Here is a 23,576-nt window from a genome sequence, read left to right on the forward strand (position 1 = left end):
ACATATAACTTTTTATTTTTTTAGAGGGAATTTTATGATTCATCCGATTCTGCTTTGTGGGGGTGTGGGGAGTAGGCTTTGGCCTGTATCGAGGGGCTTGTTTCCCAAGCAATATATTAATTTGGTCGACCCCGATGAATCGATGTTGCAGCAGACTATCTCACGCTTGGCGGGTCTGGAATTGGCGCCGCCGATAGTCGTTTGTAATGACGAGCATCGCTTTTTGGTGGCAGAACAGTTGCGTCAGTTAGGCATCGATGATGCGACGATTTTGCTGGAGCCCATGGGGCGAAACACCGGCCCTGCTGTTGCCTTGGCGGCCTATGCCGCGCAGTTGAAGGACGATACGGCGACGCTGTTAGTCCTGCCTGCCGACCATGTGATCGAGCAACATCATTCTTTTCAGGCTGTGGTAGCGCAGGCCGCTGCCGTTGCTGAGCAAGATAAGTTGGTGACTTTTGGCATTGTGGCTTCTGGGCCAGAGACCGGCTATGGCTATATTGAGCGTGGTGAAAAACTGGATGAGACGTCTTTTGCTGTGGCTCGCTTTGTCGAAAAGCCGAACCTTGCCACTGCGACAGAATATTTGGCCACAGGTAACTATGACTGGAATAGCGGGATGTTTGTCTTCAAGGCGAACACATTTTTAGCCGAGTTAAACCATTGTGCGCCTCAGATGGCCGCGTCAACCAAACTGGCCTTTGATAACCGTGGTGGAGATATGGATTTTATCCGTATTCATGCTGAAGACTTTGCCGCCTGCCCCAGTGACTCGATAGATTATGCGGTTATGGAAAAGACCGACAATGCTGTCGTCATTCCGTTAGATGCAGGCTGGAGTGATGTTGGGGCGTGGAACTCTCTGTGGGAGGTCAGTGAGCAGGATGATAATGCCAATGTTTGCCGCGGTGATGTGATGACCCATAATGTCAGTAACAGCTATATCCGAAGCGACCAGCGTCTTGTGGCCGCGGTAGGTGTCAGCGATATTGTGGTAGTGGAAACCGCCGATGCCGTATTGGTTGCAGATAAAAACCAGGTGCAGGATGTTAAGCACATTGTCAACCAGCTTAAGGCTGATGGTCGGGATGAGACCCATGCTCACACCAAGGTGTATCGCCCTTGGGGAAGCTATGAATCCATCGCCAATGACAGGCGCTTTCAGGTAAAGCGGATTGTTGTCACCCCGGGGCAGACTCTGTCTTTGCAGATGCATCACCACCGTGCCGAACACTGGGTTGTGGTCAGTGGCAGTGCGCTGGTTGAGTGCGACGGTAAAGAATTTTTATTGGCTGAAGATCAGTCGACTTATATACCGCTCGGGCATAAACATCGACTGTCTAACCCCGGCGTAATTCCGCTGGAATTGATAGAGGTGCAGAGTGGTAGCTACCTCGGCGAAGACGATATTGTTCGCTTTGAAGACGTTTATGGCCGCTCGGAGTAAGGCGGTAACCAAACACCTGATTTAATAATGGAAATTTAGATTGTTATGAGTAACGCGATTAAATGTTTTAAGGCCTATGATGTTCGTGGTCGTATCCCGGATGAGTTAAACGATGATATCGCCTACCGTATTGGGCGGGGTTATGCCAAGGTATTGCAGCCAAAGAAGGTTATCGTCGGCTATGATATTCGTCTCACCAGTGTTGCCATCTCAACGGCTGTAATCAATGGCTTGCGAGATGAGGGGGTCGATGTCTATTGTATCGGCCTGTGTGGTACCGAAGAAGTTTATTTTGCCACGTCTCATGAGAAGATGGACGGTGGTATTGCAGTGACGGCCAGTCATAACCCGAAAGATTACAACGGCATGAAGTTTGTCCGTGAAGAGTCGAAACCTATCAGCGGCGATACCGGGCTATTTGATATTCAGGCAGCTGCCGAGCGCAATGAGTTTAGCGATGCACCGGTGCGCGGCCAATTGATAGAAATCGATACCCGCCCAGCCTACGTGCAACACCTGCTGACCTATGTTAGTGGCGATACGATGAAACCGCTGAAACTGGTGGCAACAGCGGGTAATGGCGGCGCCAGTATCGCCCTTGATGCCATTGAGCCTGAGTTGCCAATAGAGTTTATTAAGGTGCATCATCAGCCGGACGGCAATTTCCCCAATGGTGTCCCTAACCCGCTGTTGGAAGAAAATCGCAGGCCGACTGCTGAAGCCGTGGTGGCTAACAAGGCTGACTTTGGCATTGCCTGGGATGGTGATTTTGACCGTTGCTTCTTCTTCGATGAGACGGGGGCGTTTATTGAGGGCTATTATGTCGTCGGCTTGTTAGCTGAGGCCTATCTGCAGAAAAATCCGGGTGAGTCGGTTGTGCATGACCCTCGCCTGACATGGAATACCGTTGATATTGTCGAGACGAATAAGGGGGTGGCAATCGAGTGTAAAACAGGCCACGCTTTCATTAAAGAGCGGATGCGCAAAGAGAATGCCATCTATGGTGGCGAGATGAGCGCCCACCATTACTTCCGTGAATTTGCCTACTGCGACAGCGGCATGATTCCCTGGTTGTTGGTGGCTCAATTGGTCAGCGACAGCGGTAAGACTTTATCACAGCTGGTGGCGGAGCGTGTTGCTGCCTATCCCTGTAGCGGTGAGATCAATAGCACGGTTAAAGATGCCAAGGCCTTGATTGAGCAAATAGAAACGATATATGCCGGCGATGCGGTGTCTGTTGAGCATACCGATGGGCTAAGTGTTGCCTACAGCGATTGGCGCTTTAATGTACGCATGTCTAATACTGAGCCGGTATTGCGTTTAAATGTTGAAAGTCGTGGCAGCGTTAGCTTGATGAAAGAAAAAACAGCAGATTTGCTGGCCATTATCGAGGCGCAATAGATAGGGCATTCGGCGGCGCCGATATTTAGCGCCGCTGGTTCTTTTGTTGATATCTTTTGATCATTGCCAGGGTGGAGCCGTCTAGGTCGGCCAGTGCTTCCGGTTTTCCCTGAATTGCCTCATCGACTTGCTGGCCAATTCTCTTGCCGAGTTCCACGCCCCACTGATCGAAGGGGTTGATATCCCAAAACACACTGCAGACAAATGTTTTGTGTTCGTAGAGCGCTAGAATTTCACCCAGCGTAAAGGCATCGAGCTGGTCGAAGCTGATAATGGTGCTGGGCATATTGCCGTGCATGACTTTATGTGGGGCCAGGGTGCTGATGTCTTTCTCGTTATAGCCATCGAGGCGCATCCGATACTCAGCATCGGCTAAGCTTTGCCCCGTCATTAATACTCGGCTTTGAGCCAGGCAATTAGCAACGAGTTTCTGATGAGCGATTGGGCAGTTATCACCGGCTGATAGCGGGAGTAGGAAGTCTACGGTGACGGTCTGTGTGCCCTGGTGAAGCAACTGATGATAAGAGTGTTGACCATCTGTGCCGGCGGTGCCCCAAACAATCGGATTGGTGTCAGACAGCACGGGGCTGCCATCACGCCTGACCGATTTGCCATTACTTTCCATACATAATTGCTGCAAATAACTCGGCAGCTTTCTGAGGGCATAACAATAGGGAATGACCGCATGGCTGCGGGCGCCCATAAAGTTGCCATACCAGATCTCAAGCACGGCGAGAATGGTCGGCAAATTTTCTGTGAAAGGGGCTTGTTGAAAGTGCTGATCCATGACATGAGCACCGGCAAGCAGTTGTTGAAAGGCCTGTTTGCCAGCGCAGAGCATGGTGGATAAGCCGATGCATGACCACAGCGAGTAGCGCCCGCCAACCCAGTCCCACATGGGTAAAATGCAATCGGTGGCAACGCCAAAATCGACCGCCTTGTTGTGGTTGCTGGTAATGGCAATAAAGTGTTGGTCGCTGCCTGTGCCGACTGATGACGAGGCCAGCCAGCGCTGAGCATGCCGGGCATTGGTCAGTGTTTCTTCGGTGGCAAAGGACTTCGATGCCACGATGAAAAGTGTGGTTTCGGGCGATAGCTTGGCGAGGGTTTTGTTAATCTCGGCGCTGTCGAGATTGGAGATGAAGTAAGCGTTGATACCGGCCTGCTTATTCTTCAGGACGTCGGCAGCAAGTCTTGGCCCTAAATCTGAGCCACCAATACCAATATTAACAACATCGGTAAAGCGCTGACCGCTGGCTCCCGTTTTATTGGCCGATAAGATGTCGTCGCAGAGCTGGTAGCAAGAGGCCAAGGTTTGCTCGATGAGCGGATCCGCGGGCACGTCTCTAAGGCGGGTGTGGTGAGCCGCACGCTGCTCAGTATTGTTAATCAGCTCACCGCTAAACAGGCGCTGAATCCATGAGTGAAGATCGAGCGTATCGAATTGCTGCTGAAAGGCTGACAGTACATTATTAGAGATTAAGTTTTTTGAGTAATCGATCGATAGGCTTTGGCTACGCGCACTGAATGCTTCTGCGCGCATAGAGTCTTTGTCAAACAGCTCGGAGATGGTTTGTTGTTTAAGTTCGTCGCTGAGCCGGGATAAATCTGTGGGTTTCATAATGCCTAACAGTCGATTGTAGTTGCGGCGGTATAGCGCTTATTTATAGGCGTTTTCTAGTCACTATGCGCCATGACGCTTACATGCAGGTCTCATGACGCATAGTGTCCGGCTACAGGTCAGCTGTCGAAACGGTTCGCATCGGGGAGTCGGGGATTTGAATCTCATACTTTTTCACCAGGTCATACAGCGTCGGCCGAGTGATACCCAATAGCTTCGCGGCGGCGGAAATATTGCCGGCGGTGATATAGAGGGCCTTGTTGATCGCTTGTTGCTCTGCTTCGTAGCGTACCTTGCGCAGGTTGATGCTCAAGTCTTTGGCTGATTCTAGGCAGAGGTCGGCAGCGGATATTTTCTTGCCCTCGCACATAATAACGGCGCGACGTATTTTGTTTTCCATCTCGCGAATATTGCCAGGCCAATTGTAGCTCTCAATAGCGGCCGTAGCTTCGCTATTAAAGCCGGCAATACCTCGATTTTGCTGTTCGTTAAACTGCTGTAACAAGTGCCTGGCCAATAGGATTTTATCACCATTACGCACACGGAGAGGGGGGATGTTAATCACCATTTCGCTGATGCGGTAATAGAGGTCTTCACGGAAGTCACCATCGGCAACCATGGTTTCAAGGTCTTTGTTGGTGGCGCAGACAACACGCACGTCGACAGCAATTGTCTCGCGACCCCCGACGCGCTCAATTTCGCGCTCTTGCAAAAAACGCAGCAATTTGGCCTGCAGTGGCAGTGGCATATCGCCGATTTCGTCGAGGAATAGGGTACCGTTGTGGGCAGTTTCAACCTTGCCGGGGGTGGTTTTGTTGGCACCGGTAAAGGCGCCTCGTTCGTGGCCAAATAATTCGCTCTCCATCAGCGCCTCGGGAACGGCGGCGCAGTTAATAGCAATAAAGCGATGCTCGTTTCGAGGGCTGGAGTGGTGGATGGCCTTGGCCAGCACCTCCTTACCAGTGCCGCTCTCGCCAAGCAGCAGACTGGTAATATTGGTGGGGGCAATTTTCTCGATGGTTTGGCAGATACGCAGCATTGCTGGGTCGGAGGCAATCAGGCCGTTAAGATTACTGTGTGATTGTGATTGTAGACGGCGGTTTTGCTCTTCCAGGTTGTAGATGTGAAATGCGCGATTAACAATCAGATCCAAGGCCTCTGTGTTGACCGGCTTTTCATAAAAGTCATAGGCTCCAAGATCGACGGCGCGGAGTGCGTTCTCGCGTTCATGATGGCCGGTAACAACAATAATTTTCGTGTTGGGGGCAAGGGCGAGAGTCTCTCTTACCGTTGCAAAACCTTCTTCGACGCCCTCGTCATCGGGCGGTAGTCCAAGATCTTGGACGACAACGGCAGGCTCCTCTTTGCGAATGGCGGCGATGGCTGATTGGCGATCGTTGGCCAGTACGACATGATAAGCATCGAAGTGCCAGCGCAACTGGCTCTGTAATCCAATGTCATCCTCTACAATCAGTAATGTTGGCTTGTTATTGATTTTATTCATTTTCTGACTTCCTAGTAATCGCTGGTCTCTAATAGTGGGACGGCGATGTTAAATACGCTGCCTTTGTGCAGTTCGCTGCTGACGCTGAGTTCGCCTTGTAGGCTGTGAATATATTCTCTGGCTTGGAACACGCCTATGCCCATGCCTTTTCCTGATTTAGTGGTTTCAAACGGCTTAAAGAGTCGTTGACGGATGAAGGTCTCGCTCATGCCGCAGCCATTATCGGTGATGGCGATAGAGGCTCTATCGTTGTCGGTGCTAAGGTGGATGTTGATCTCACCGTTGTTAGGTGTCGCCTCCTGCGCGTTTTTAATCAGATGGGTTAAGACCATGGTAAAGGTGTCGATATCGGCATTGACTTCGAGAGTCTTTTCGCCGGCAAATGAAAATTGCGGCTGTGGGTAATCGAAGCGACATTTCTTAATTGCCTGTTGAATGACTTTTTCGAGTGGAATGGTCTGGTTGATACTGCGGCTTTGGCTTTGTAATTTGGTTAGCAGGCTGCTCATTCGGTTGACTGAGTTGTCGATGGTATTGATGGCATCCTCGAAAAATTCGGGGTTGTTTTTGTGTTTGGCGGCATTTTGAACTACCAGCGCTTGTTGGGCGATCAGGTTTTTCAAGTCGTGCATGATGAAGGCGGTCAATTTGTTGTAGGTGTCAAACTGGCGCGACTGAGAAAGCTGCTCTGAGGCTTCATGGCGGGCTAAATAGGAGGCGATTTGACGTCCCACCGTTTTCAATAAATCGAGATCCTCCCAGCTCAGTGGCTGTATCTTATTGGGCGGTTTTTGCAGACACATAAAGCCCAGTAGATCATTTTCATTGAGCAGCGCTAGCACGATCCACAGATCTTTGATTTCTCTGGCCCAGCCTGGCAACAACAGGTTCTCGGGGTATTTTGTGCTCTGTGGCCCTATGGCTTCAAACACCCACTCTTTGTCACGCAGAGCATGGATGAACGGTGAGTCAACAGTTTGGATGGCAGCTTCCGGCAGTGGGCAGCGACTCTCGCAGCTGGGGATGTAGAGCTGGTGTTGGCGCTGCCACAAGGCGCCTCCAGGGCAGCCAAAGATATTAGCCACGGCTTTGATGGTGCGCTTTTGCAGATTATCTTGATCCACTGGCTGGGATAAGATTTGAATCAAGTTGAGCCACTCGTTACGGTAATCATATTTGTGGCTGAAGAAATGTTTGTTGATCAGCACCACGATGTAGGCACGGAATTGGCCGAGTGAGAATAATACGGCAACCGATAAAATGGTGGTGAAGGTGAGAACCTGTTGTAGTGCGCCGCCCCATGAACCACCATAAATCTGCATGTAAAAGCCAACGCCGGCCATGACAAACAACAGAATGCCGGCACTGGTAAGGCTGGTGGTATAGAACACAATCTTGCGTGAGAGGGTAAGCTGGGGGGTGTGTTTCTGTTTCAGTGTGAACAGAAAAAACATACCGACAATGGCATAAATCCAGCCCCTGGCAAGCCAGCTATCGAGGGGGATGGCTTGAAATATCAGCGCCTGGGTATAGAGGTAAAGTTCATAGGCGAGCAGTGCAGCAAGCCCCCAGGAGAAGAACTTGATCGAATGCTTGTGGGCGTTGTTAATATTCTTGTAGAACTGCTCAATCAGGATAAGACTGATGATTGGCAGGATAATGTTGCACCAAATAACGGTCTCAGTAGCGTATATTTGTGTGTCGGTATTGTTCATGCCGTAACTGATAATGGCGAAAATCACAGTGGCGGAATATACCACGGCGACCAGTCGGCGCAGAAACATAGGCAGTGCTTGCTGGGTTGTGTGTTTGGCTGTGTCAAACAGCGTCAGCAACCAAATGCCATAGAAAGCTAAATCGACAATCAGCAGTACGCTACCGGGTATGTCGTAGTGACTATAAAACAGTGCTGACAGGCATCGAACCATGGTAATAACGCAGGCGGCAACGAGCATGGTTGGGTAGTATTTTTGTCGTTGCAGCAAGACGCTTAACGGCACAAGCAGGGCGAATGCAAGTGCGCCGGAGGTATAGCTGATAGCTCCGATAGTGCTGCCGATATACATGTTTTTTTTCTTTTTAATAAATGAGTAAGATCTAGCCTGATTATTATATTTTGACTGGCTAGTGAAGATTTACTCTCTTATTTTGTTAACAGAGTGTCAACGATATGGACGCATTTTTTAAAGGCTGGTGCTGATTCGGGGGGAAGTGTTACCGATGACTACATTAGGCGAGTAAATATGCCGGAAACTGTCGACTTACTATACACTTGACCCCTCTGGCCTGCGGCGGAGGGGCGTTTTTGTCGTTGGCTTACTTGTTGCGGTTTATCGCCAAGTCGACCAGTCGAGCCATTTGAGTCTTGGCCTCGCTGTCGGGCAGGAGTGCAAGCGCATCTATTGCTCGTTGCTTCTCTTTGAGGGCGCATTGAAAGGTGTAGTCGAGGGCGCCGTTGGTGCTGACGGCATCGATAATCTGTGAAAGATGTTCCGCGCTCTTGTCTTGGATTGCCTGGCGAACAATGGCAGCCTGGGCTTTATTGTCCTGTCGCATAGTAAAGATCAGAGGAAGTGTTGGCTTGCCTTCGGCTAAGTCGTCACCGATATTTTTACCCATTTCAGCGGGGTCGCCCTGGTAATCGAGGATGTCGTCTACCAGCTGGAAGGCCGTGCCGAGTGCGCTGCCAAAAGTGCGCAGTGCCTGTTGTTGCGTTTCGGTGCCGCCGGCAATCATGGCGCCGCCCAGAGATGAGGCCTCGAACAGTATTGCGGTCTTGTTTTTGATGACGGTGAGGTATTCTTCTTCGCTGGTGTCGGGGTCGCCGGCTTTTTGTAGTTGCAGCACCTCACCTTCGGCAATTTTATTTGTGGTCGAGGCGAGCAGGTTCATAATAGACATGTCATTCATCGCCACTAGCATTTGAAAGGCGCGAGAGTATATGAAATCGCCAACCAAGACGCTTGAGGCATTGGTGTATTCGGCGTTGGCCGTTGGTCTGCCGCGACGTAAGGCTGACACGTCAACAACATCGTCGTGCAATAATGTAGCGGTGTGAATAAACTCAATCGCCGTTGCCAGTTGCTTATCGAGTTCGCCCTGATAATTGAGGGCCTTAGCTGCTAGGAGGACAAGTATTGGCCGCATCCGCTTGCCGCCGGCAGCGATGATATACTGCCCGATTTCTTCGACCAGCGGGACATCGGAGTAAAGTTCGCTGACTATTAACTGGTTTACTTTGTCGAGATCGTTGGCGATGGTGCTACGGATTTGCTGCATAATTGTTCCGAGATAGGCGGTCTGTCGTCATATTGAGCAGGATGCTATGGCTTGCTAAGTGAGCTGTCAACTAGCTGGGCGAAAACAACGCAAGATGGCTTGTCTCGCTGGATAAGTTTCGGTATAATCCGCGCCCTTATGTAAAAACCTAAGTTGTCGCCTTTAAAAGCAGTAACTTGGTGCCTGTCTTACCGGAGCTTTCGTGTGGAAAGTACTCTCAGACTTGTAAGCAGGCTTGATTGGAGCGCAGCAATGTACGCAGTATTTGTTAGCGGTGGTAAGCAGCACCGTGTCATTGAGGGTGAAACCCTCAAGCTAGAAAAAATTGAAAAATCAGTAGGTGACGTGATCGAGTTTGATCAGGTTCTACTTGTTGGTGAAGGCGAAGGCGTTAAAATTGGCGCACCTGTTGTTGCAGGCGCTAAGATTACAGCTGAAGTTATTACTCAGGGTCGTCACAAGAAAGTGAAGATCATGAAATTCAAGCGTCGTAAGCACCACATGAAGCAGATGGGTCACCGTCAGTGGTTCACCGAAGTTAAAATTACCGGTATTAACGGCTAAGCAGGAGATAGAAAATGGCTCATAAGAAAGCTGGTGGTAGTACTAGTAACGGTCGCGATTCGGTAAGCAAACGCTTAGGCGTTAAGCGTTTCGGCGGCCAACAAGTTATTGCAGGTAACATCCTTATTCGTCAACGTGGTACTAAGTTCCACGCTGGTGAAAACGTAGGTATCGGCAAAGACCACACATTGTTTGCTAAGGCAGATGGCGTTGTTAAGTTTGAAGTTAAAGGTCCTAAGAATCGTAAGTTCGTAACTATTGTTGCCGCTTAAGATCTGATCTCTTCAGATATCAAAAAGCCTCGTCGTTAGACGGGGCTTTTTTGTTTTATACTATTGATAGATATATAAACCCTTAGCGGAGAATAGGCGATGAAATTTGTCGACGAGGCGAGCATATTGGTACAGGCGGGGCGCGGTGGTTACGGCGCGCTAAGCTTTCGCCGAGAGAAATACATCGCCCAGGGCGGCCCTGATGGTGGTGATGGTGGTGATGGTGGCAGTGTGTGGTTTGAGGCCGATGAGGGGCTAAACACACTGGTTGATTATCGCTATACCCGTAAATTCTTCGCCAAAGACGGTCAGCGTGGTCAGCGCAGTAATATGACTGGCTGCAAGGGCGATGACTTGGTCATTAAAGTGCCTGTTGGCTGTACTGTGATCGATGAAGACACCAATGAAGTGCTCGGTGATTTGGCTGAGTCGGGTCAGCGTTTGTTGGTTGCCCAGGGCGGCTTTCACGGTCTTGGCAATACCCGTTTCAAATCGAGTACCAATCGTGCGCCGACTCAGACAACCAAGGGTTCTGAGGGTGAGATGCGAAACCTCAAGCTAGAGTTGAAGGTGTTGGCTGATGTTGGCTTGTTGGGTATGCCCAATGCAGGTAAGTCGACGCTGATTCGTGCGGTGTCGGCGGCAAAGCCAAAGGTAGCCAATTATCCATTTACTACCCTGGTGCCAAATTTAGGTGTGGTCAGTGTGCAAAAGCACCGCTCGTTTGTGCTTGCCGATATCCCAGGTCTTATCGAGGGTGCGGCGATGGGGGCGGGTTTGGGTATCCGCTTTCTGAAGCATCTGACACGTACTCGCATCTTGTTGCATATTGTCGATGTGGCGCCGTTTGATGAGTCTGACCCTGCTGAAACGGCACTTAAGATTGCCAAAGAGCTTGGTTTGTTTAGCCCTACTCTGGCGGGTCGTGATCGTTGGTTGGTGTTGAATAAGCTTGATTTGCTGCCCGAGGATGAGCGCCAGGAAAGGGTTGATGCGATTGTTTCTGCCTTGGATTGGCAGGGTAAGGTCTATTCCATTTCGGCAATTAGTTCTGTCGGCACCGATGCCCTGGTGAGCGACCTGATGGATTATATCGAGCATCGCCGTGAGCTAGAGAGTGAAGACCCAGAGTTACTTGAGCTTGAGCGTGAGCAGCAGACACTGATGCAGGAAGAGGGTCGCCAGCGTATTGAAGAGTTGGCTGAGCACCGAGCGGTGGAGCGTGCAATGGCGCTTAAGTCGGGGCTGGAAGACGATGATGACGATGATGACGACGATCATGATGTCGAGATCATTTATGCACCGTAAGTGCGGTTGGTTGGAAAAGTAAGAGGTTGCCGGTGGCGAAGCGTTGGGTAGTAAAGATTGGTAGTGCGCTGTTAACTGCGAATGGTGCGGGTTTGGCTAAAGAGGCTATTGCTGGCTGGGTCGAGCAGATGGCTGATCTGCGCCGCCAGGGTATAGAGGTTGTGCTGGTGTCCTCCGGTGCTGTGGCGGCTGGAATGGCTGTGATGGGGTGGAGTGAGAGGCCGCAGCGGATGAGTGATCTGCAAGCCGCTGCGGCAATTGGCCAGGTTGGCTTGGTGCAATCTTATCAGGCAGAGTTCTCACGTTATCAGCTACAGTCGGCTCAGGTGCTGTTGGTGCATGACGATTTGTCGAACAGAAAGCGCTACCTGAATGCGCAGGCAACACTGCGCTCGTTGTTGTCGATGGGTGTGGTGCCGGTTATTAACGAAAATGACACGGTTGTTACCGATGAAATTCGCTTTGGTGACAACGATACCCTGGGTGCGTTGGTGGCCAATTTGGTCGAGGCCGACCGACTGATTATCATGACGGATCAAGACGGCTTGTTCGATGCCGATCCTCGTAAGCATCCTCATGCCAAATTGATCGAGCACGCCAGCGCCGAAGACAAGCTGCTATTTGCTGTTGCTGGTGATACCGGTGGGCACTTAGGGCGTGGCGGTATGTATACCAAGGTTAATGCTGCCCGTTTAGCGGCTCGCTCTGGTGCGGACACGATTATTGTTGGTGGCGCTATTGAGGGGGTGTTGACGCGGATTGCCGCAGGAGAGCAGCTGGGAACAACGATCAGTGCTGGCAGAGAGCCTGTTGCGGCGCGCAAGCAGTGGTTGGCCGGGCATCTTAGGGTCGCTGGTCGGGTCACTATCGACGATGGTGCTGTGCGCGTTTTGAGGTCTTCTGGTAGTAGCTTGTTGCCCGTTGGTATTACCGCGGTTGAGGGTAGTTTCGAGCGAGGGGAAGTGGTGATTTGTACCGATTCTTCAGGTAGTGAGGTGGCCAGGGGGTTGGTGAATTATTCATCGGCCGAGGCGGTTAAGCTAAAGGGTCTGGCCAGTAGTCGCATTGAGAAAGTACTGGGTTACCGTGGTGATGAAGAGATGATGCACAGAGATAATATGGTGATTGCCGTCTGGGCGTGATTATCGGCTCAATTTCCAGGCATAAAAAAACCGGCAAAGCCGGTTTTTTTAGTCGTCTAGGTCAAGATTAAGCCGCGAGTGCTTTCACCTTGGTGTTTAGACGGCTTTTAAGGCGTGCAGCTTTATTCTTGTGAATAATGCCTTTGTCTGCCATGCGATCGATAACAGGTACCGCGTCGTTGTAAGCGGCTTGTGCGCTTTCGTGGCTACCGCTTGCAATTGCTGCGATAACTTTTTTGATGTAAGTACGAACCATCGAGCGCAGGCTGGCGTTGTGGTTGCGACGCTTTTCGCCTTGGCGAGCGCGTTTTTTAGCTTGTGGAGAGTTTGCCACCGTATAGCTCCTAAAAATTTGTGTGCATAAATAAAGACGCCGGATTATTCATTGTAACGGAGGTAATGTCAACAGTGTTGTTGTAACAAGGGCGAATAAATTCTATTGCGGTGGAGATTAACATTGTGGTGGTTGAAACAAATGTTAGTGTAGAGAATGGGTTGCGGCGATAAGGCTTGCGGCTTTGGGGATAAGGGTGGCGATGAGAAGAATATTGGGCGCGCGTTTGTTTGCAGCGATCTTGTTGGCAGTGGCTGTGCCGCTTGGTTGGCTGTTGCTGGAATATGCGCGTGGCGTGGCGCCCTGGGTCTCGCTGCAGCAACACGCACTGTTATACAGTTATATGTTGCTTAGCGTACTGGCATTGATGACGTTGCTTTCTTATTACCGCTATCGCATTGAGCGTGGTCTGCGAAAACTTAGCATCACCGACCCATTGACTGGGTTGTACAATCGTCGTTATTTTCTCAGCAGGTTGAATGACGAGTTTCTACTCTATGCGCGTCAGCCACGACCGGTATCGCTTATCTTTATTGACCTCGATCACTTCAAGTTGATTAACGACCGATATGGCCACCAGTCGGGTGACGAGTTATTGGTGGCGATAGCGAGGGTGTTGCGAACCTCGAGCCGCTCAGAGGAGGTGGTGGCGAGAATAGGTGGAGAAGAGTTGTGTGTCTTGTTGCCGAACTGCACTCAAGACCAAGCTTATACTGCCGCTACTCGCTTTCATCGAGCGATTGAAACAATGGCGGCGCTGAGTACGGAAGGCGAGGCTATTGCGGTAACCGCCAGTGTTGGGGTGGCGACTACAAACGACCAAATTTCAAGCGACAAACTATTGTTTAAGGCTGCGGATGTGGCGATGTACCAGGCAAAGCAGTCGGGGCGCAACCAGGTAGTGGTGGCAGGGTTGCCTCGTTGACTTCTCACGTATTAAGGTGGCGATTGGCTGAGCCAATCGAGGCATCATACTGGTATAATCAAAATCGCTGCTTTGATAACAGTTTAGCCGCTGTGGACTACAGGAATGCACTATGAAACCAACCGCGGAAAAAATACTGGATGCGGCGGAGGGGTTGTTTGCCGAAAAAGGCTATTTGGCAACCTCGTTAGGCGATGTGGCCGACGCTGTCGGTATTCGACCGCCAAGCTTATACAATCATTTTAAAAATAAAGAGGCGCTGTATAACGCTGTCTTGGAGCGCCTGCTTTTGCTGTTTAATGAGCCCTTGCAAATATTGCTGGATCAAGAGGTTGATCAGCAGTCGGTGCTGGATTGGCAGCGTAACTTAGTGCGATTACACAGTAAAAACCCCAATCTTTCGAAATTGCTTCAGCACGCGGCGTTGTCTGGCGATCCCCATATCAAAGATATGCTTGGGCGCTTGTTTGAGCCGTTATTCTACTACGGTAATACGGTAACCAATGCGTTGTCGCCCGTGGTTGAAAAGCACGCTGAATTGTTGCCGTGGATTATTATGGCCTTTAATAATATCGTGATGTCTTATGTCACCATGGCGCCATTATATAAGGAGGTGTTGGGTATGGATCCTTTTTGCGACGAGGCGATAGAGCGTCAAATTCAGAGTATCGGGCTACTCACTGAGGCCTACCTAGAAAAGTACATAACCGGGCCAGAGGTGACGTAGCGTGAGTCAGTTTAATGTTCAGTCATTGGGTAATAATGGCTATAAAATACAGTGGCAACAGCCAGGCCGTTTCGCAGTAACTTGTGAAGGGGCAGACATAGCCAATGTTGAGCAGGGCAGCGGCTATGTCGATGTTCACCTGTCAGGTGGTGCTGGCAAACCTGTCTTTGCCTTAACGGGTGAAAACGGGGCGCGGGTAAGAGTGAGTGAGCGTAGGGTGAGGCTTACCGGTAGTCATAACTTTCGTGACTTGGGCGGGTACCAAAATGACCGTGGCCAGCAGGTGCGGTGGGGACGGCTGTTCCGCTCTGGCAGACTGTCGGGCTTAACCGAAAGGGATGTGATGAGCCTGGCGACATTGGACTTGAGTGTGGTCTGTGATTTTCGACAGCCCAGTGAGTCGCTCGATCATCCATCACTGCTGCCAGCGAAGAAGCCTGAGGTTCTCGATCTTTCGATAGACCCGGGTAACTTATCGAATTTTTTCGGAGAGATCATTGCCGGCAACTTGGAACCGGACGATGTTGCCCAGTTCATGCAGGGCATTAACCACGAGCTGGTGTTAGAACATTCGCACCGCTATCGTCAGATGTTTGAGTCGATGCTAGAAACTCGAGGCAATATGTTGATTCACTGTACTGCGGGCAAGGATCGCACGGGTTTTGGAGCGAAGCTGATTCTATCGGCGCTGGGTGTCGACCGGGCGACGATAATGAAGGATTACTTGCTAACCAACGAGTATTTACCGATAGAGGATGAGATACGGGCGATTATAGCGCACTATCAGCACCTGACAGATGCCAAGATTGAGCCAGCATTATTGCGGCCGATGTTTGAGGTGCGGAGCGAGTATCTCCAGCAGGCGTTTGACACCATTGATAAAGAGTTTGGCTCTGTTGAGCTGTATTTACGTGAGTGTCTAGGGCTGGATGATGCGGCGTTTGGGCAGTTAAGGCAGGATTATCTCTATTAAATTGATAAATAGCGGGCGTAAAAAAGGCGACTGATTGAGTCGCCTTTTCTTTGCCTGCCAGGGATTAATCTAGCTTGCAGGCAGCCTTGGCTGCTTTCATTTGTTTCTTGTGGCAGAGTTCCTGTGACTCTTGACCAACACACCACTTCTTGCGCTTGTTCCACGCGGTAAGTGGCTGACGCTTACCGTTAGAGCACTTTACTGTGTAGTTGGCGAATTCAACGCCTTCAGTAGTGGTGCCCTTAGAGCTGTAAGAGATGCTGGTTGGCTTAGCGGCTAGTGCGCTGCCTGATAACATAACAGCGCCAATCGCTGTCGCTAAAACTAATTTACGCATGTTTGTTCCTAAACTTAAATCCAAAGTGGGCGGCGCAATGACGCAGCTTGTCTGAGTAAGGTCTGCTGCTTTTTAATATGCGCGCTTTAATCTACTCAGTGGTGACCATTCTAAGGTATGTATAGGATGTTACGCAAGGTTACAAAATGGAAACCTTCTGTCCAAAGTGGACAGAAGGTGACAGTTGTCAGTCTTTGGGAGGGAAGTTGTCGAGGATTTTATTGACGACTTTCTGCAGGCTTTTGCGGCGCTCTTCTGGGTTCATATTCTTCGATAGGCGGCCATCGGCGGTGCCGCGCCAAACCAGCTTGTCGGTTGAAGGGTCAATAATATCAATCATTAACGTCCCCTGCTTATAGTGCCTCACGGTTGTTTGAGTGTTACTTGCCCCCATGCCGTAACCTGAGCCGTAGTAACCGTAGCGCCAGTTGGGTGCATAGCCACTATAGGTATTATAAGTATTAATATCGGTACGATCTTCGGTCAAAACGCCATAATTAATTAGGAAGTCGGGTGAATTTTTAACCTTGTTCATACCCTTCTGGGTGAGGCTCTGCTCGGCAAAGTCACGGGTGCGCTGATCAAAGATGTCGCCACCCAGGTATTCCAAGCTTGCCTTGTCGCCAGACTGTGAGGAATGCCAGCTATAGGTTTTAAGTTGGCTAAAGTCGTAGTCCTGTGTGTAATCGGTATTAATATTGACCGATGAGCAGGCGGTGATGACTGCTAGAGCCGCGGTGGCTAGAATAGCTTTAATTGTTTTCATTATTGGCCCTGTATGCGAGATTATTGGGTGATTAGAGTCTTTATATCACCGAGAGTTCAACTGACACAATAAGTTAGTTAACATTGCGTCAAAAATGCGGCGGCGGGGAGCAAAATCGATATACTGGTATTAAGCGTTTAAAGTAGTGGGTGGCTTCGTGCCTCGGGCTAGACTGAGAATTGTGTGGTTTATATGAATAATGACTCCGTAATAGCGACACGTTACAGCAGTTTGGTATCAGTGTTGCTGGCAGCGGCATGTGTGTCGGTAAGCTCTCATGTCGCCGCTCAGCCACAGGCTTTCAGTGGTGTTTATGAGGCCCATTATGGCTTGCTGACCTTGACCGGTAGGCAGCAGGTGAAATCGCTGGGAGAGGATCGTTGGAATATCATCAATTTTGTCGACATTCTTGCGCTAGAAGTCAGTGAAAACGCCACGTTCATCGTGACAGACCAGCAGGTCAGCTCTCAGCGTTATGAGTTCGTTAATCCTTTTAGAAAGAGTCGCAGCGTCGAGTTAGATTTTGATTGGCCGAATTTACAGGCGGTTGAGCACGTCGCCAATGAGACAACGAAAATCAAACCTGCGGTGTTTGATACGCTCAGTTATCAAATGCAGCTGCAGATTGATGTTTGCTCAGATGCAGAGGGTTTTAATGATAAGCAGTATCCCGTTGTCGACAGCGGCCGTTTAAAAACTTATCAAGTGGATATGATCGGAGCGGCTGATGTCGAAACAGAAATGGGCATGATAGAGACCATTAATCTGCGCCAATATCGACCGGGGAAACAACATGAGAAACAAATTGTCATTTGGCTGGCAAAGAATTGGCAGTGTGTTCTTGTACGGATGGAGTTCCACGAGGACGATGAAATCTACTCGGTGCAGCTGACCGAGGGCGTTGTTGCGGGCGAGGCGATCACTGGGGATAAGTAGCGCCGCTCGGTGTTATGCTGAGGGAGGCTGGTAAGTTTTTTTGTTGCTGCGATTGGCTCGCTTTAAGGTGATCAGCTGGTCGACTGCTTGAGATAATTGCGACCGTTCTTCAGTGCTCATGTTGGCGTTCGCCAAGACAAAGTGTGCGGTATTGGCAACATCGCGCCAGCGAGGGTTCTTGGGTAAATTGTTGATGTCAAAATATCGCTCCATGGTTCTTGCTCTCATACGGGAGCCGTCCAAACTGGCGCGCCAAATGCCGCTCTTCTCGGCAAGGTCGATGGTGGTTAGGTTGGTTGTCTGTACCCAAAGGTCGTTTGCTTGATGCATCAGCTCTACGATTGCAGTGCGATAATGCTGTCGATCGTCATCATTGCCTTCTGGTGTGCTCTCTATTTTTATCTTGAGATGATTATTCTCAGCCTGTAATTCGATAAGGGACAGCTGAGTAAGTTGGGCTTGAATGCGGGCAAACAGTTCGTCGCGATAAAATGGCTTAGTAATATAGTCGTTGGCACCAACAGCAAAGCCTTGAGTAATGTCGAGGGGGGTCTGTTTGGCGGAAAGAATAATGATTGGTAATTTTTGGGCGCTGTGCTGCTTTCGCAGCTGTTGGCAAAGCTCCAGTCCGCTCACTTTGGGCATCATCACATCCAGCAGTATCAGGCTTACCCTGTTGTTTTTGAGTAGCTCCAGCCCTTGTTGGGCCGAGTCTGCAAGCAACAGATTGAAGTGGCGACAAAGGTAGCCGTTGAGCACCTCTAGGTTGGTGTGCTCGTCATCGATGATTAGAATCGTCGCTTTATCAGGAGAGAAATCAAGGGTAGGTGGTGCGTTGGCCGGCGTGGCGGCTCTGGAAAGAGGGCTGTATTCGCTGGCGTTGATGTCCTTGGTGGCACCGTTTTTGTGCTGATAGATGTCGAGCATGAATGTGAAACAAGCGCCGCTACCTGGCTCGCTGTCGACGTACAAATTGTGGCCATGGAGTTCAATGAGTTTTTTGCTGATTGCTAAGCCAAGTCCGCTGCCGACCTGATCGTTGTCCCCCTGTTCGAAGTTTTTAAATATTCGTTCCTGATCGCTACGCGCAATGCCAACGCCAGTGTCGGTTACCGATAGGCATATATGGTTGTTCTGTTGCTGAGCCGTAATAGTGACCTTACCCTGGTCGGTGAATTTGATTGCATTAGTGATTAAATTGAATAGAACCTGATATATACGACGTTCGTCGGCATATACCGAAGGGAGGTGGTGGCGGGTGTTGTTGATAATGGTGATGTCTTTATTGCCGACCAGTGGTTCGGCTAATTGGCAGGCCATGTGGCTGAGCTGAGCTAAATTGACAGGCTCTGGTTTGAGCGATAGTTGGCCGCGCTTAACAGCGGCAATGTCAATGATGTCGTTAATGAGATGGCTCAGGCGGTGGCCGCTGGATTTTATAATATTCAGTTTGTTGACGCTGTCGTTTGAAATAGAAGTCGATTCCTCGCTGAGGATTTGATCCGCCATCCCGCTCATGCTGGCTATTGGTGTGCGAAGCTCGTGCGATACGTGTGCAATGAATTCGTCTTTCAAATTGTCCGTATTTTCCAGTGCCTCGATGGTTTCTAGCTGGCTGTTGATTAGCTCTTCTTCAATGTTTTGCTTTTCGCTGCGTGCAACCTTGATGCCATGGGCAAGCCCTATCGATAACACAGAGGCTTCGAAGATGATAAAGAATTCGTCGAGGTTGCTGGTCAGGGTATTAAATGAAATAAGCCCCTCATGCCAAAGTGTTTTAGTTAGCATGCTACAAACAATGGCAAGCCAGGCGGCAACAAAATAACGGGCTTCCCGGCTACCCTTGGCAATCATTGTAACCCCCGCGGCTAACAAAAATAGGTAGTTAATCTGGGCGCTTAAAATCAGCAGATGCAGTCTAAGGCTGTATTCGATAGGGATAAAGGGCAGGGTAAGGCTGTTGGCTAGCTGTAGTAATGCGTAAGCAACTAGTGCCTTATGTAAAGTAGGGGCCATTTTAGAGGTATTGATATAGGCGGTAAAAAAAAGTACCGGGAAAAATAGCGATAGCATGATGGCAAAGTTGAAATCGACAGCATCTTGTATAGGGGCTTCTGGCCAGATGGTCATTAAGGCGTAGCCGTTTTCGATATAAATTGTTGCTGTCATCGCGATCTGAAAAAGGACGTAGTAAATATATCCCGGCTCTCTAATGGATAAGGCAATAAATAAGTTATATATAATCATCGCAACCATGAAACCAAAGAAAGATGATTTCAGTGCTGTGTCGATCAAGCCTTGTAGATAAAATTCAGACTGAGTTGAAATGGTCACGGGGATGGCAATAGTGCCTGCATTCTCAAATCGCCAATACAATTGGGTGGTGCCCTGGGGGAGTTGTAAATTAAAACTGGTATTACGGAAATAATTATCTCGCATGCTCATTGGGAGGTTTCTGCCTGCGTATTTATGTACCCAGGTGCCATCGGGCTGCTGGTAAAAGAGGTCGACTCTGTCCATGCCGGTAAATAGTATCTCGGCCAACCAGTGGCGCTGCAGATTGGTTTGATTGTTAATCTTTAGTGTTGTCCATAATACTTTTGTTGAGTAGCCGAAGTTTGGTGAGTTCGAAAGGTTGGTTAGTGGTGGTTTGATTTTAGAGGCGGCAATAAAAGTGTCGAAATCCCAATGACCATCAGGGTTTTTCCAAGCTTTCATATGGGATGCTGCTTGATAGCTTTTTTGGTCGTCGGTTAGCGCCAATATTTGGGCTGATGCGTTGCTGACCGAAATTAAGTAAATGCAGAGCAGCGCGAGCAGGCCTGTGCAATATTTGCAAATTAGGGCGAGGGGCTTGGTCATGTTATGTGATTGAATCCGTTCGATCAGCTTGTAGTGAATTGAAAGTGCCGGCTCTTGGCTTGCCATAGGCGCGAAATACTACATCACCCAGCTGTTATAATGTAACCTTGAAGCCGAGCGCTATATCGCGTTAACATATATTCTCTGGTGCGATTGTGACAGAGTTAAAGCTTTGTGAATAAATTGCTGCCTTCTTAATCGGGGCGTGGTGCCGTTTTTTCCCAAGCCAGTGTTAATAATAACGATAAAAATCGGGATAAGAAAGGCTGTTATTTTCTTTATGTTTCCATTTATCAATATCTTAGCATTATCTTCAGAGTTTGTTAGAGCGTCGCTGGCTATGAGATAATCTGGCTGATAAAGCGCCTTGGTCAAAATGTTACTCGAATAATTCAATACACAAACTGGTTGTGGTAGTGGAGTCGCCCTGTTCTTTTCTTGTGAAAGGATATTGATATCTCTAAGTGTGTGATGATGAAAATATATAAAAGGAATAAACGTGCGTATAAGGATATTAAAATTTGCGATCCTGTTTTCAGGGGTGTTTGGTTTCTCGTTGGCGGTAGCAGAACCCTTCACCTTAAAGGAGGCGGTACTGCAAGTATTGGCTCGGAACCCGACCGTTTACAGCGCGGTACAGGAATACAAATCGCGCGGGTTTGAGGTGCGAGAGGCTCAGGCAGGTTACTTGCCCAGCGTCGATATTGGTTTGGGTATCGGTTATGAAGAGGTGAGCAACCCTGCAACTAATAATGAAGATGTTGATCTCACTCGAAAGGAGTCGAGTATTAATGTTAGGCAAATGCTGTTCGATGGATTCCGCACCAGCAACGAAGTTTCTCGGCAAGAGCACCGGGAGCAGACGGCGAAGTTTGAGGCTTTTTCTGTAGCAGAAAACCAAGCGCTAAGAGCTGCCGAAGTCTATATCGAGGTGTTGAAGTCGAAAGAGTTTGTGGCCATGGCTGAACAGACGCTGAGAGTGCACGACAAAATCAAAAAGAAAATGGCTGAGCGCATGAAGTCAGGCGTCGGCAATGAGTCGGACTATACGCAGGTGTCAGCGCGGGTTGCGCTTGCAGAGGGTAATTTAGAAATCGCCGACAGCCACTATCGTGATTCGATCACCAATTATTTAAGGGTTGTGGGCTCGCAGCCGCCCATCGATGAGATGGTAATGCCAGCCTCTCTTAAGGGTAGCTTTGACTTGGATATTAAGCAGGAAACTCAGCTGGCTCTGGAACAGCATCCAACATTAGTGGCCGCGACATCAGATGTTGGTGCTGCACAGGCTCAATACAGTGCTGCTAAAAGTAATATGTGGCCGAGGGTTCATTTAGAGGCGTCGAAGCGGTTCGATGATGATATCGGCGGCATAGAGGGCAATGATGAGGATTTGATTGTAGCCCTAAGATTCCGCTATGACATCTATGCTGGGGGTGGCCGCAGCGCTCGTAAGCATTACGCCGCCTATCAAGTAGAGGAGGCAAAAGGCTTGCGGGATAACGCCCATATGCAGGTAATCGAAGCGATGAGGTTATCGTTTAATGCCTATAAATCACTGAACACCAAAATATCTTATCAAAAGCAGCATGTGGATTTTGCCTTGAAGACTCGCAACGCTTACAAAGAGCAGTTCAATATAGGTAAGCGCACCTTGTTAGATGTGTTGAATACCGAAAATGAGTATGTGGATGCGCAGCGCTCGTATATTAGATCCAGCTATGATCGTCAATACTCTGAATATAGAATCATGAATGCCAAGGGGCAAATGATATCAAGTTTGGGATTGAGCATGAGTGACCTGTTAGAAATGAACTAGCGTACATTGAACTGATATTGATACAAATATAATTACGTTATTGCTGCTGGGTGGACCGTTATATGGATAAGGAAGTCACACTGGGAACTGTTAAAGAGGTTTCTGGCATTGTAGAAGTTGTTGATGTCGATGGTGGCAAGCGCCAGCTTGAACCAGGAGCTCCGATTTTTGCCGGTGAGCAGCTTGTTGTGTCAGATCAGGCAGTGGTTGATGTTACCCTGCAAAATGGCCAGCCGTTGGTGGTCGACTTCGCCGCCAAGTTGCAGCTGCAACAGCAATCTTTTGACGTTTTGTCGGTTGAAGGTGTCATGCCCGCAGAACCAAAATCAGTAAATTTTGCCGATTTAACAACGGTCGATATTAAATACCTATTGGTTGACGCTTTTAAATCTGATGATGCTAACGAGAGAGAGGCGCTGCCTCAGGCCGGGTCATCACAGGCGTCCTCAATTGGTTTGGATGACGGTTGGCAGTTCAACGCCGATACATCAATCCCCCAGCCCGGTAGCGAAGAGAATGTTATCGGCGGTAATGTTAAGCAAGCCGAAGCGGATATAACCGCCACTGAAAATCAATTGATTGATGTACAGGAGCTGCGACAGACTGCGCCTACCAGCGGTTTTATTACTAACGTGGCTGACAACAGCTTCAACATCCGTGAGGCTCATTCTGGCGAACCAGTTTTCTTCGCGGCCCGTCAATCGCCTGCCATAGCGGTGTTTAGTATTGGCGATGTGATGGTCAGCGAAGGTGGTTTGATTACATTTACGGTGACTCGTAGCGGTGACCTATCTGGGGAGCAGTCGATCGATTTCAGCACTGGATTAGCCGGCAGTGACAGTGCGGAGTTAACGGATTTTATCAGCAATAATGGAACCTTGGTCTTTGAGCCGGGTGTTCAAAGTCAAAGTTTCACGGTGCAAACCACACAGGATGAGATCTACGAAGGTGAGGAAACATTTTCTGTAACAATCAGTAATCCGACGGGTGATGGCAGTATTATTAGCAAGGCTGTCGCGACAGGTACAATTATTGATGATGGTCGCCAGTCGCCTGACGGCGATGATATGGATGACGACCAACCTACCTTCAGCATCGAAGGTGTGAGTGTTAGTGAGGGTGCTCTTGCCACCTTTACTATTACGCGTACCGGCGACACAGCTGGAAATCAGACCGTGACCGTGGCGACCAGTATTGGCGGTGGTGACAGCGCTGAAGCCGATGACTTTACTGGCAAGACGCAAGACATTACCTTCGCCCCTGGCGAAACCAGTAAGACGTTCACCGTGCAGACCACGGATGACAGTGGCAGCCCAATTTTAGAAGGCGCCGAAACCTTTACCGTCTCGGTCTCCGACA

General features: G+C 49.4%; 20 protein-coding genes. 12 read left to right on the forward strand and 8 right to left on the reverse strand.

The features are described 5' to 3' along the window. Positions 1–34 precede the first annotated feature (34 nt). Both L9P87_RS16975 and L9P87_RS16980 read left to right on the forward strand, forming a co-directional pair. Positions 35–1,447: a mannose-1-phosphate guanylyltransferase/mannose-6-phosphate isomerase gene (locus L9P87_RS16975; protein ID WP_237445953.1), complete on the forward strand. Its 1,413-nt coding sequence runs from the start codon at positions 35–37 to the stop codon at positions 1,445–1,447. A gap of 45 nt (positions 1,448–1,492) precedes the next feature. Next, the gene (locus L9P87_RS16980; RefSeq protein ID WP_237445954.1) at positions 1,493–2,848 is read left to right on the forward strand and encodes a phosphohexomutase domain-containing protein; all 1,356 of its coding nucleotides are present in this window, start codon (positions 1,493–1,495) and stop codon (positions 2,846–2,848) included. Between the two features lie 25 nt (positions 2,849–2,873). Here the strand turns inward: L9P87_RS16980 and pgi are convergent, their stop codons facing one another. The 4 genes from pgi to L9P87_RS17000 form a co-directional block, all read right to left on the reverse strand. Then, on the reverse strand, positions 2,874–4,469 hold the full coding sequence (pgi, locus tag L9P87_RS16985) for a glucose-6-phosphate isomerase (RefSeq protein WP_237445955.1): 1,596 nt from the start codon (positions 4,467–4,469) through the stop codon (positions 2,874–2,876). 112 nt (positions 4,470–4,581) lie between these two features. Continuing rightward, on the reverse strand, positions 4,582–5,973 hold the full coding sequence (gene prsR / locus L9P87_RS16990) for a PEP-CTERM-box response regulator transcription factor (RefSeq protein WP_237445956.1): 1,392 nt from the start codon (positions 5,971–5,973) through the stop codon (positions 4,582–4,584). 11 nt (positions 5,974–5,984) lie between these two features. Then, entirely contained in the window at positions 5,985–8,039 is a 2,055-nt protein-coding gene (gene prsK / locus L9P87_RS16995) for an XrtA/PEP-CTERM system histidine kinase PrsK (RefSeq protein WP_237445957.1), read from the reverse strand. Between the two features lie 250 nt (positions 8,040–8,289). Continuing rightward, entirely contained in the window at positions 8,290–9,252 is a 963-nt protein-coding gene (locus tag L9P87_RS17000; protein ID WP_237445958.1) for a polyprenyl synthetase family protein, read from the reverse strand. A gap of 252 nt (positions 9,253–9,504) precedes the next feature. Here L9P87_RS17000 and rplU point away from each other — a divergent pair, with 252 nt between their 5' ends. From rplU to proB, 4 genes are all read left to right on the forward strand, one after another. Then, a complete protein-coding gene (rplU, locus tag L9P87_RS17005; RefSeq protein WP_237445959.1) occupies positions 9,505–9,816 on the forward strand; it encodes a 50S ribosomal protein L21 in 312 nt (103 codons plus the stop codon). A 14-nt stretch (positions 9,817–9,830) separates the two neighbouring features. Continuing rightward, positions 9,831–10,088: a 50S ribosomal protein L27 gene (rpmA, locus tag L9P87_RS17010; protein ID WP_237445960.1), complete on the forward strand. Its 258-nt coding sequence runs from the start codon at positions 9,831–9,833 to the stop codon at positions 10,086–10,088. 99 nt (positions 10,089–10,187) lie between these two features. Further along, a complete protein-coding gene (gene cgtA / locus L9P87_RS17015; RefSeq protein ID WP_237445961.1) occupies positions 10,188–11,396 on the forward strand; it encodes an Obg family GTPase CgtA in 1,209 nt (402 codons plus the stop codon). A 32-nt stretch (positions 11,397–11,428) separates the two neighbouring features. Next, positions 11,429–12,538: a glutamate 5-kinase gene (proB, locus tag L9P87_RS17020; RefSeq protein WP_237445962.1), complete on the forward strand. Its 1,110-nt coding sequence runs from the start codon at positions 11,429–11,431 to the stop codon at positions 12,536–12,538. Between the two features lie 67 nt (positions 12,539–12,605). Here proB and rpsT read toward each other — a convergent pair whose 3' ends face one another. After that, entirely contained in the window at positions 12,606–12,872 is a 267-nt protein-coding gene (gene rpsT, locus L9P87_RS17025; RefSeq protein ID WP_237445963.1) for a 30S ribosomal protein S20, read from the reverse strand. A gap of 202 nt (positions 12,873–13,074) precedes the next feature. Between rpsT and L9P87_RS17030 the strand changes: the two genes are divergently transcribed. The 3 genes from L9P87_RS17030 (at position 13,075) to L9P87_RS17040 (ending at position 15,497) form a co-directional block, all read left to right on the forward strand. Continuing rightward, positions 13,075–13,797, forward strand: a complete 723-nt coding sequence (locus L9P87_RS17030) for a GGDEF domain-containing protein (protein ID WP_237445964.1) — start codon at positions 13,075–13,077, stop codon at positions 13,795–13,797. Positions 13,798–13,909: 112 nt separating this feature from the next. Continuing rightward, entirely contained in the window at positions 13,910–14,524 is a 615-nt protein-coding gene (locus tag L9P87_RS17035) for a TetR/AcrR family transcriptional regulator (RefSeq protein WP_237445965.1), read from the forward strand. A gap of 1 nt (position 14,525) precedes the next feature. Beyond that, a complete protein-coding gene (locus L9P87_RS17040; RefSeq protein ID WP_237445966.1) occupies positions 14,526–15,497 on the forward strand; it encodes a tyrosine-protein phosphatase in 972 nt (323 codons plus the stop codon). A gap of 64 nt (positions 15,498–15,561) precedes the next feature. Here the strand turns inward: L9P87_RS17040 and L9P87_RS17045 are convergent, their stop codons facing one another. Together L9P87_RS17045 and L9P87_RS17050 are read right to left on the reverse strand one after the other, a co-directional pair. Further along, entirely contained in the window at positions 15,562–15,834 is a 273-nt protein-coding gene (locus L9P87_RS17045; protein WP_237445967.1) for a hypothetical protein, read from the reverse strand. Positions 15,835–16,021: 187 nt separating this feature from the next. Continuing rightward, complete coding sequence (locus tag L9P87_RS17050; protein ID WP_237445968.1) at positions 16,022–16,600, reverse strand: DUF4136 domain-containing protein; 579 nt, start codon at positions 16,598–16,600, stop codon at positions 16,022–16,024. Between the two features lie 261 nt (positions 16,601–16,861). On the opposite strand from L9P87_RS17050, the gene L9P87_RS17055 reads away from it, so the two are divergent. Next, complete coding sequence (locus L9P87_RS17055) at positions 16,862–17,536, forward strand: DUF3108 domain-containing protein (protein WP_237445969.1); 675 nt, start codon at positions 16,862–16,864, stop codon at positions 17,534–17,536. A 12-nt stretch (positions 17,537–17,548) separates the two neighbouring features. Here the strand turns inward: L9P87_RS17055 and L9P87_RS17060 are convergent, their stop codons facing one another. Beyond that, positions 17,549–20,254: a hybrid sensor histidine kinase/response regulator gene (locus L9P87_RS17060; RefSeq protein WP_237445970.1), complete on the reverse strand. Its 2,706-nt coding sequence runs from the start codon at positions 20,252–20,254 to the stop codon at positions 17,549–17,551. Positions 20,255–20,954: 700 nt separating this feature from the next. Between L9P87_RS17060 and L9P87_RS17065 the strand changes: the two genes are divergently transcribed. Together L9P87_RS17065 and L9P87_RS17070 are read left to right on the forward strand one after the other, a co-directional pair. After that, the gene (locus tag L9P87_RS17065; RefSeq protein WP_237445971.1) at positions 20,955–22,217 is read left to right on the forward strand and encodes a TolC family outer membrane protein; all 1,263 of its coding nucleotides are present in this window, start codon (positions 20,955–20,957) and stop codon (positions 22,215–22,217) included. A 62-nt stretch (positions 22,218–22,279) separates the two neighbouring features. Next, positions 22,280–23,576 (forward strand): Calx-beta domain-containing protein (locus L9P87_RS17070; RefSeq protein WP_237445972.1); only part of this gene is annotated, 1,297 nt, incomplete at its 3' end.

The sequence above is a fragment of the Sinobacterium norvegicum genome (genome assembly GCF_923077115.1).
Lineage (GTDB): Bacteria > Pseudomonadota > Gammaproteobacteria > Pseudomonadales > Sinobacteriaceae > Sinobacterium > Sinobacterium norvegicum.

What these genes read in the sequence shown, in the direction of transcription:
- L9P87_RS16975 (WP_237445953.1), top strand. Translation starts at nt 35, where the DNA reads ATGATTCATCCGATTCTGCTTTGTGGGGGTGTGGGGAGTAGGCTTTGG.
- pgi (WP_237445955.1), bottom strand. Translation starts at nt 4,469, where the DNA reads ATGAAACCCACAGATTTATCCCGGCTCAGCGACGAACTTAAACAACAA.
- cgtA (WP_237445961.1), top strand. Translation starts at nt 10,188, where the DNA reads ATGAAATTTGTCGACGAGGCGAGCATATTGGTACAGGCGGGGCGCGGT.
- L9P87_RS17035 (WP_237445965.1), top strand. Translation starts at nt 13,910, where the DNA reads ATGAAACCAACCGCGGAAAAAATACTGGATGCGGCGGAGGGGTTGTTT.
- L9P87_RS16980 (WP_237445954.1), top strand. Translation starts at nt 1,493, where the DNA reads ATGAGTAACGCGATTAAATGTTTTAAGGCCTATGATGTTCGTGGTCGT.
- L9P87_RS17045 (WP_237445967.1), bottom strand. Translation starts at nt 15,834, where the DNA reads ATGCGTAAATTAGTTTTAGCGACAGCGATTGGCGCTGTTATGTTATCA.
- L9P87_RS17050 (WP_237445968.1), bottom strand. Translation starts at nt 16,600, where the DNA reads ATGAAAACAATTAAAGCTATTCTAGCCACCGCGGCTCTAGCAGTCATC.
- rplU (WP_237445959.1), top strand. Translation starts at nt 9,505, where the DNA reads ATGTACGCAGTATTTGTTAGCGGTGGTAAGCAGCACCGTGTCATTGAG.
- rpmA (WP_237445960.1), top strand. Translation starts at nt 9,831, where the DNA reads ATGGCTCATAAGAAAGCTGGTGGTAGTACTAGTAACGGTCGCGATTCG.
- prsK (WP_237445957.1), bottom strand. Translation starts at nt 8,039, where the DNA reads ATGTATATCGGCAGCACTATCGGAGCTATCAGCTATACCTCCGGCGCA.
- L9P87_RS17000 (WP_237445958.1), bottom strand. Translation starts at nt 9,252, where the DNA reads ATGCAGCAAATCCGTAGCACCATCGCCAACGATCTCGACAAAGTAAAC.
- L9P87_RS17060 (WP_237445970.1), bottom strand. Translation starts at nt 20,254, where the DNA reads ATGAAAGCTTGGAAAAACCCTGATGGTCATTGGGATTTCGACACTTTT.
- L9P87_RS17030 (WP_237445964.1), top strand. Translation starts at nt 13,075, where the DNA reads ATGAGAAGAATATTGGGCGCGCGTTTGTTTGCAGCGATCTTGTTGGCA.
- prsR (WP_237445956.1), bottom strand. Translation starts at nt 5,973, where the DNA reads ATGAATAAAATCAATAACAAGCCAACATTACTGATTGTAGAGGATGAC.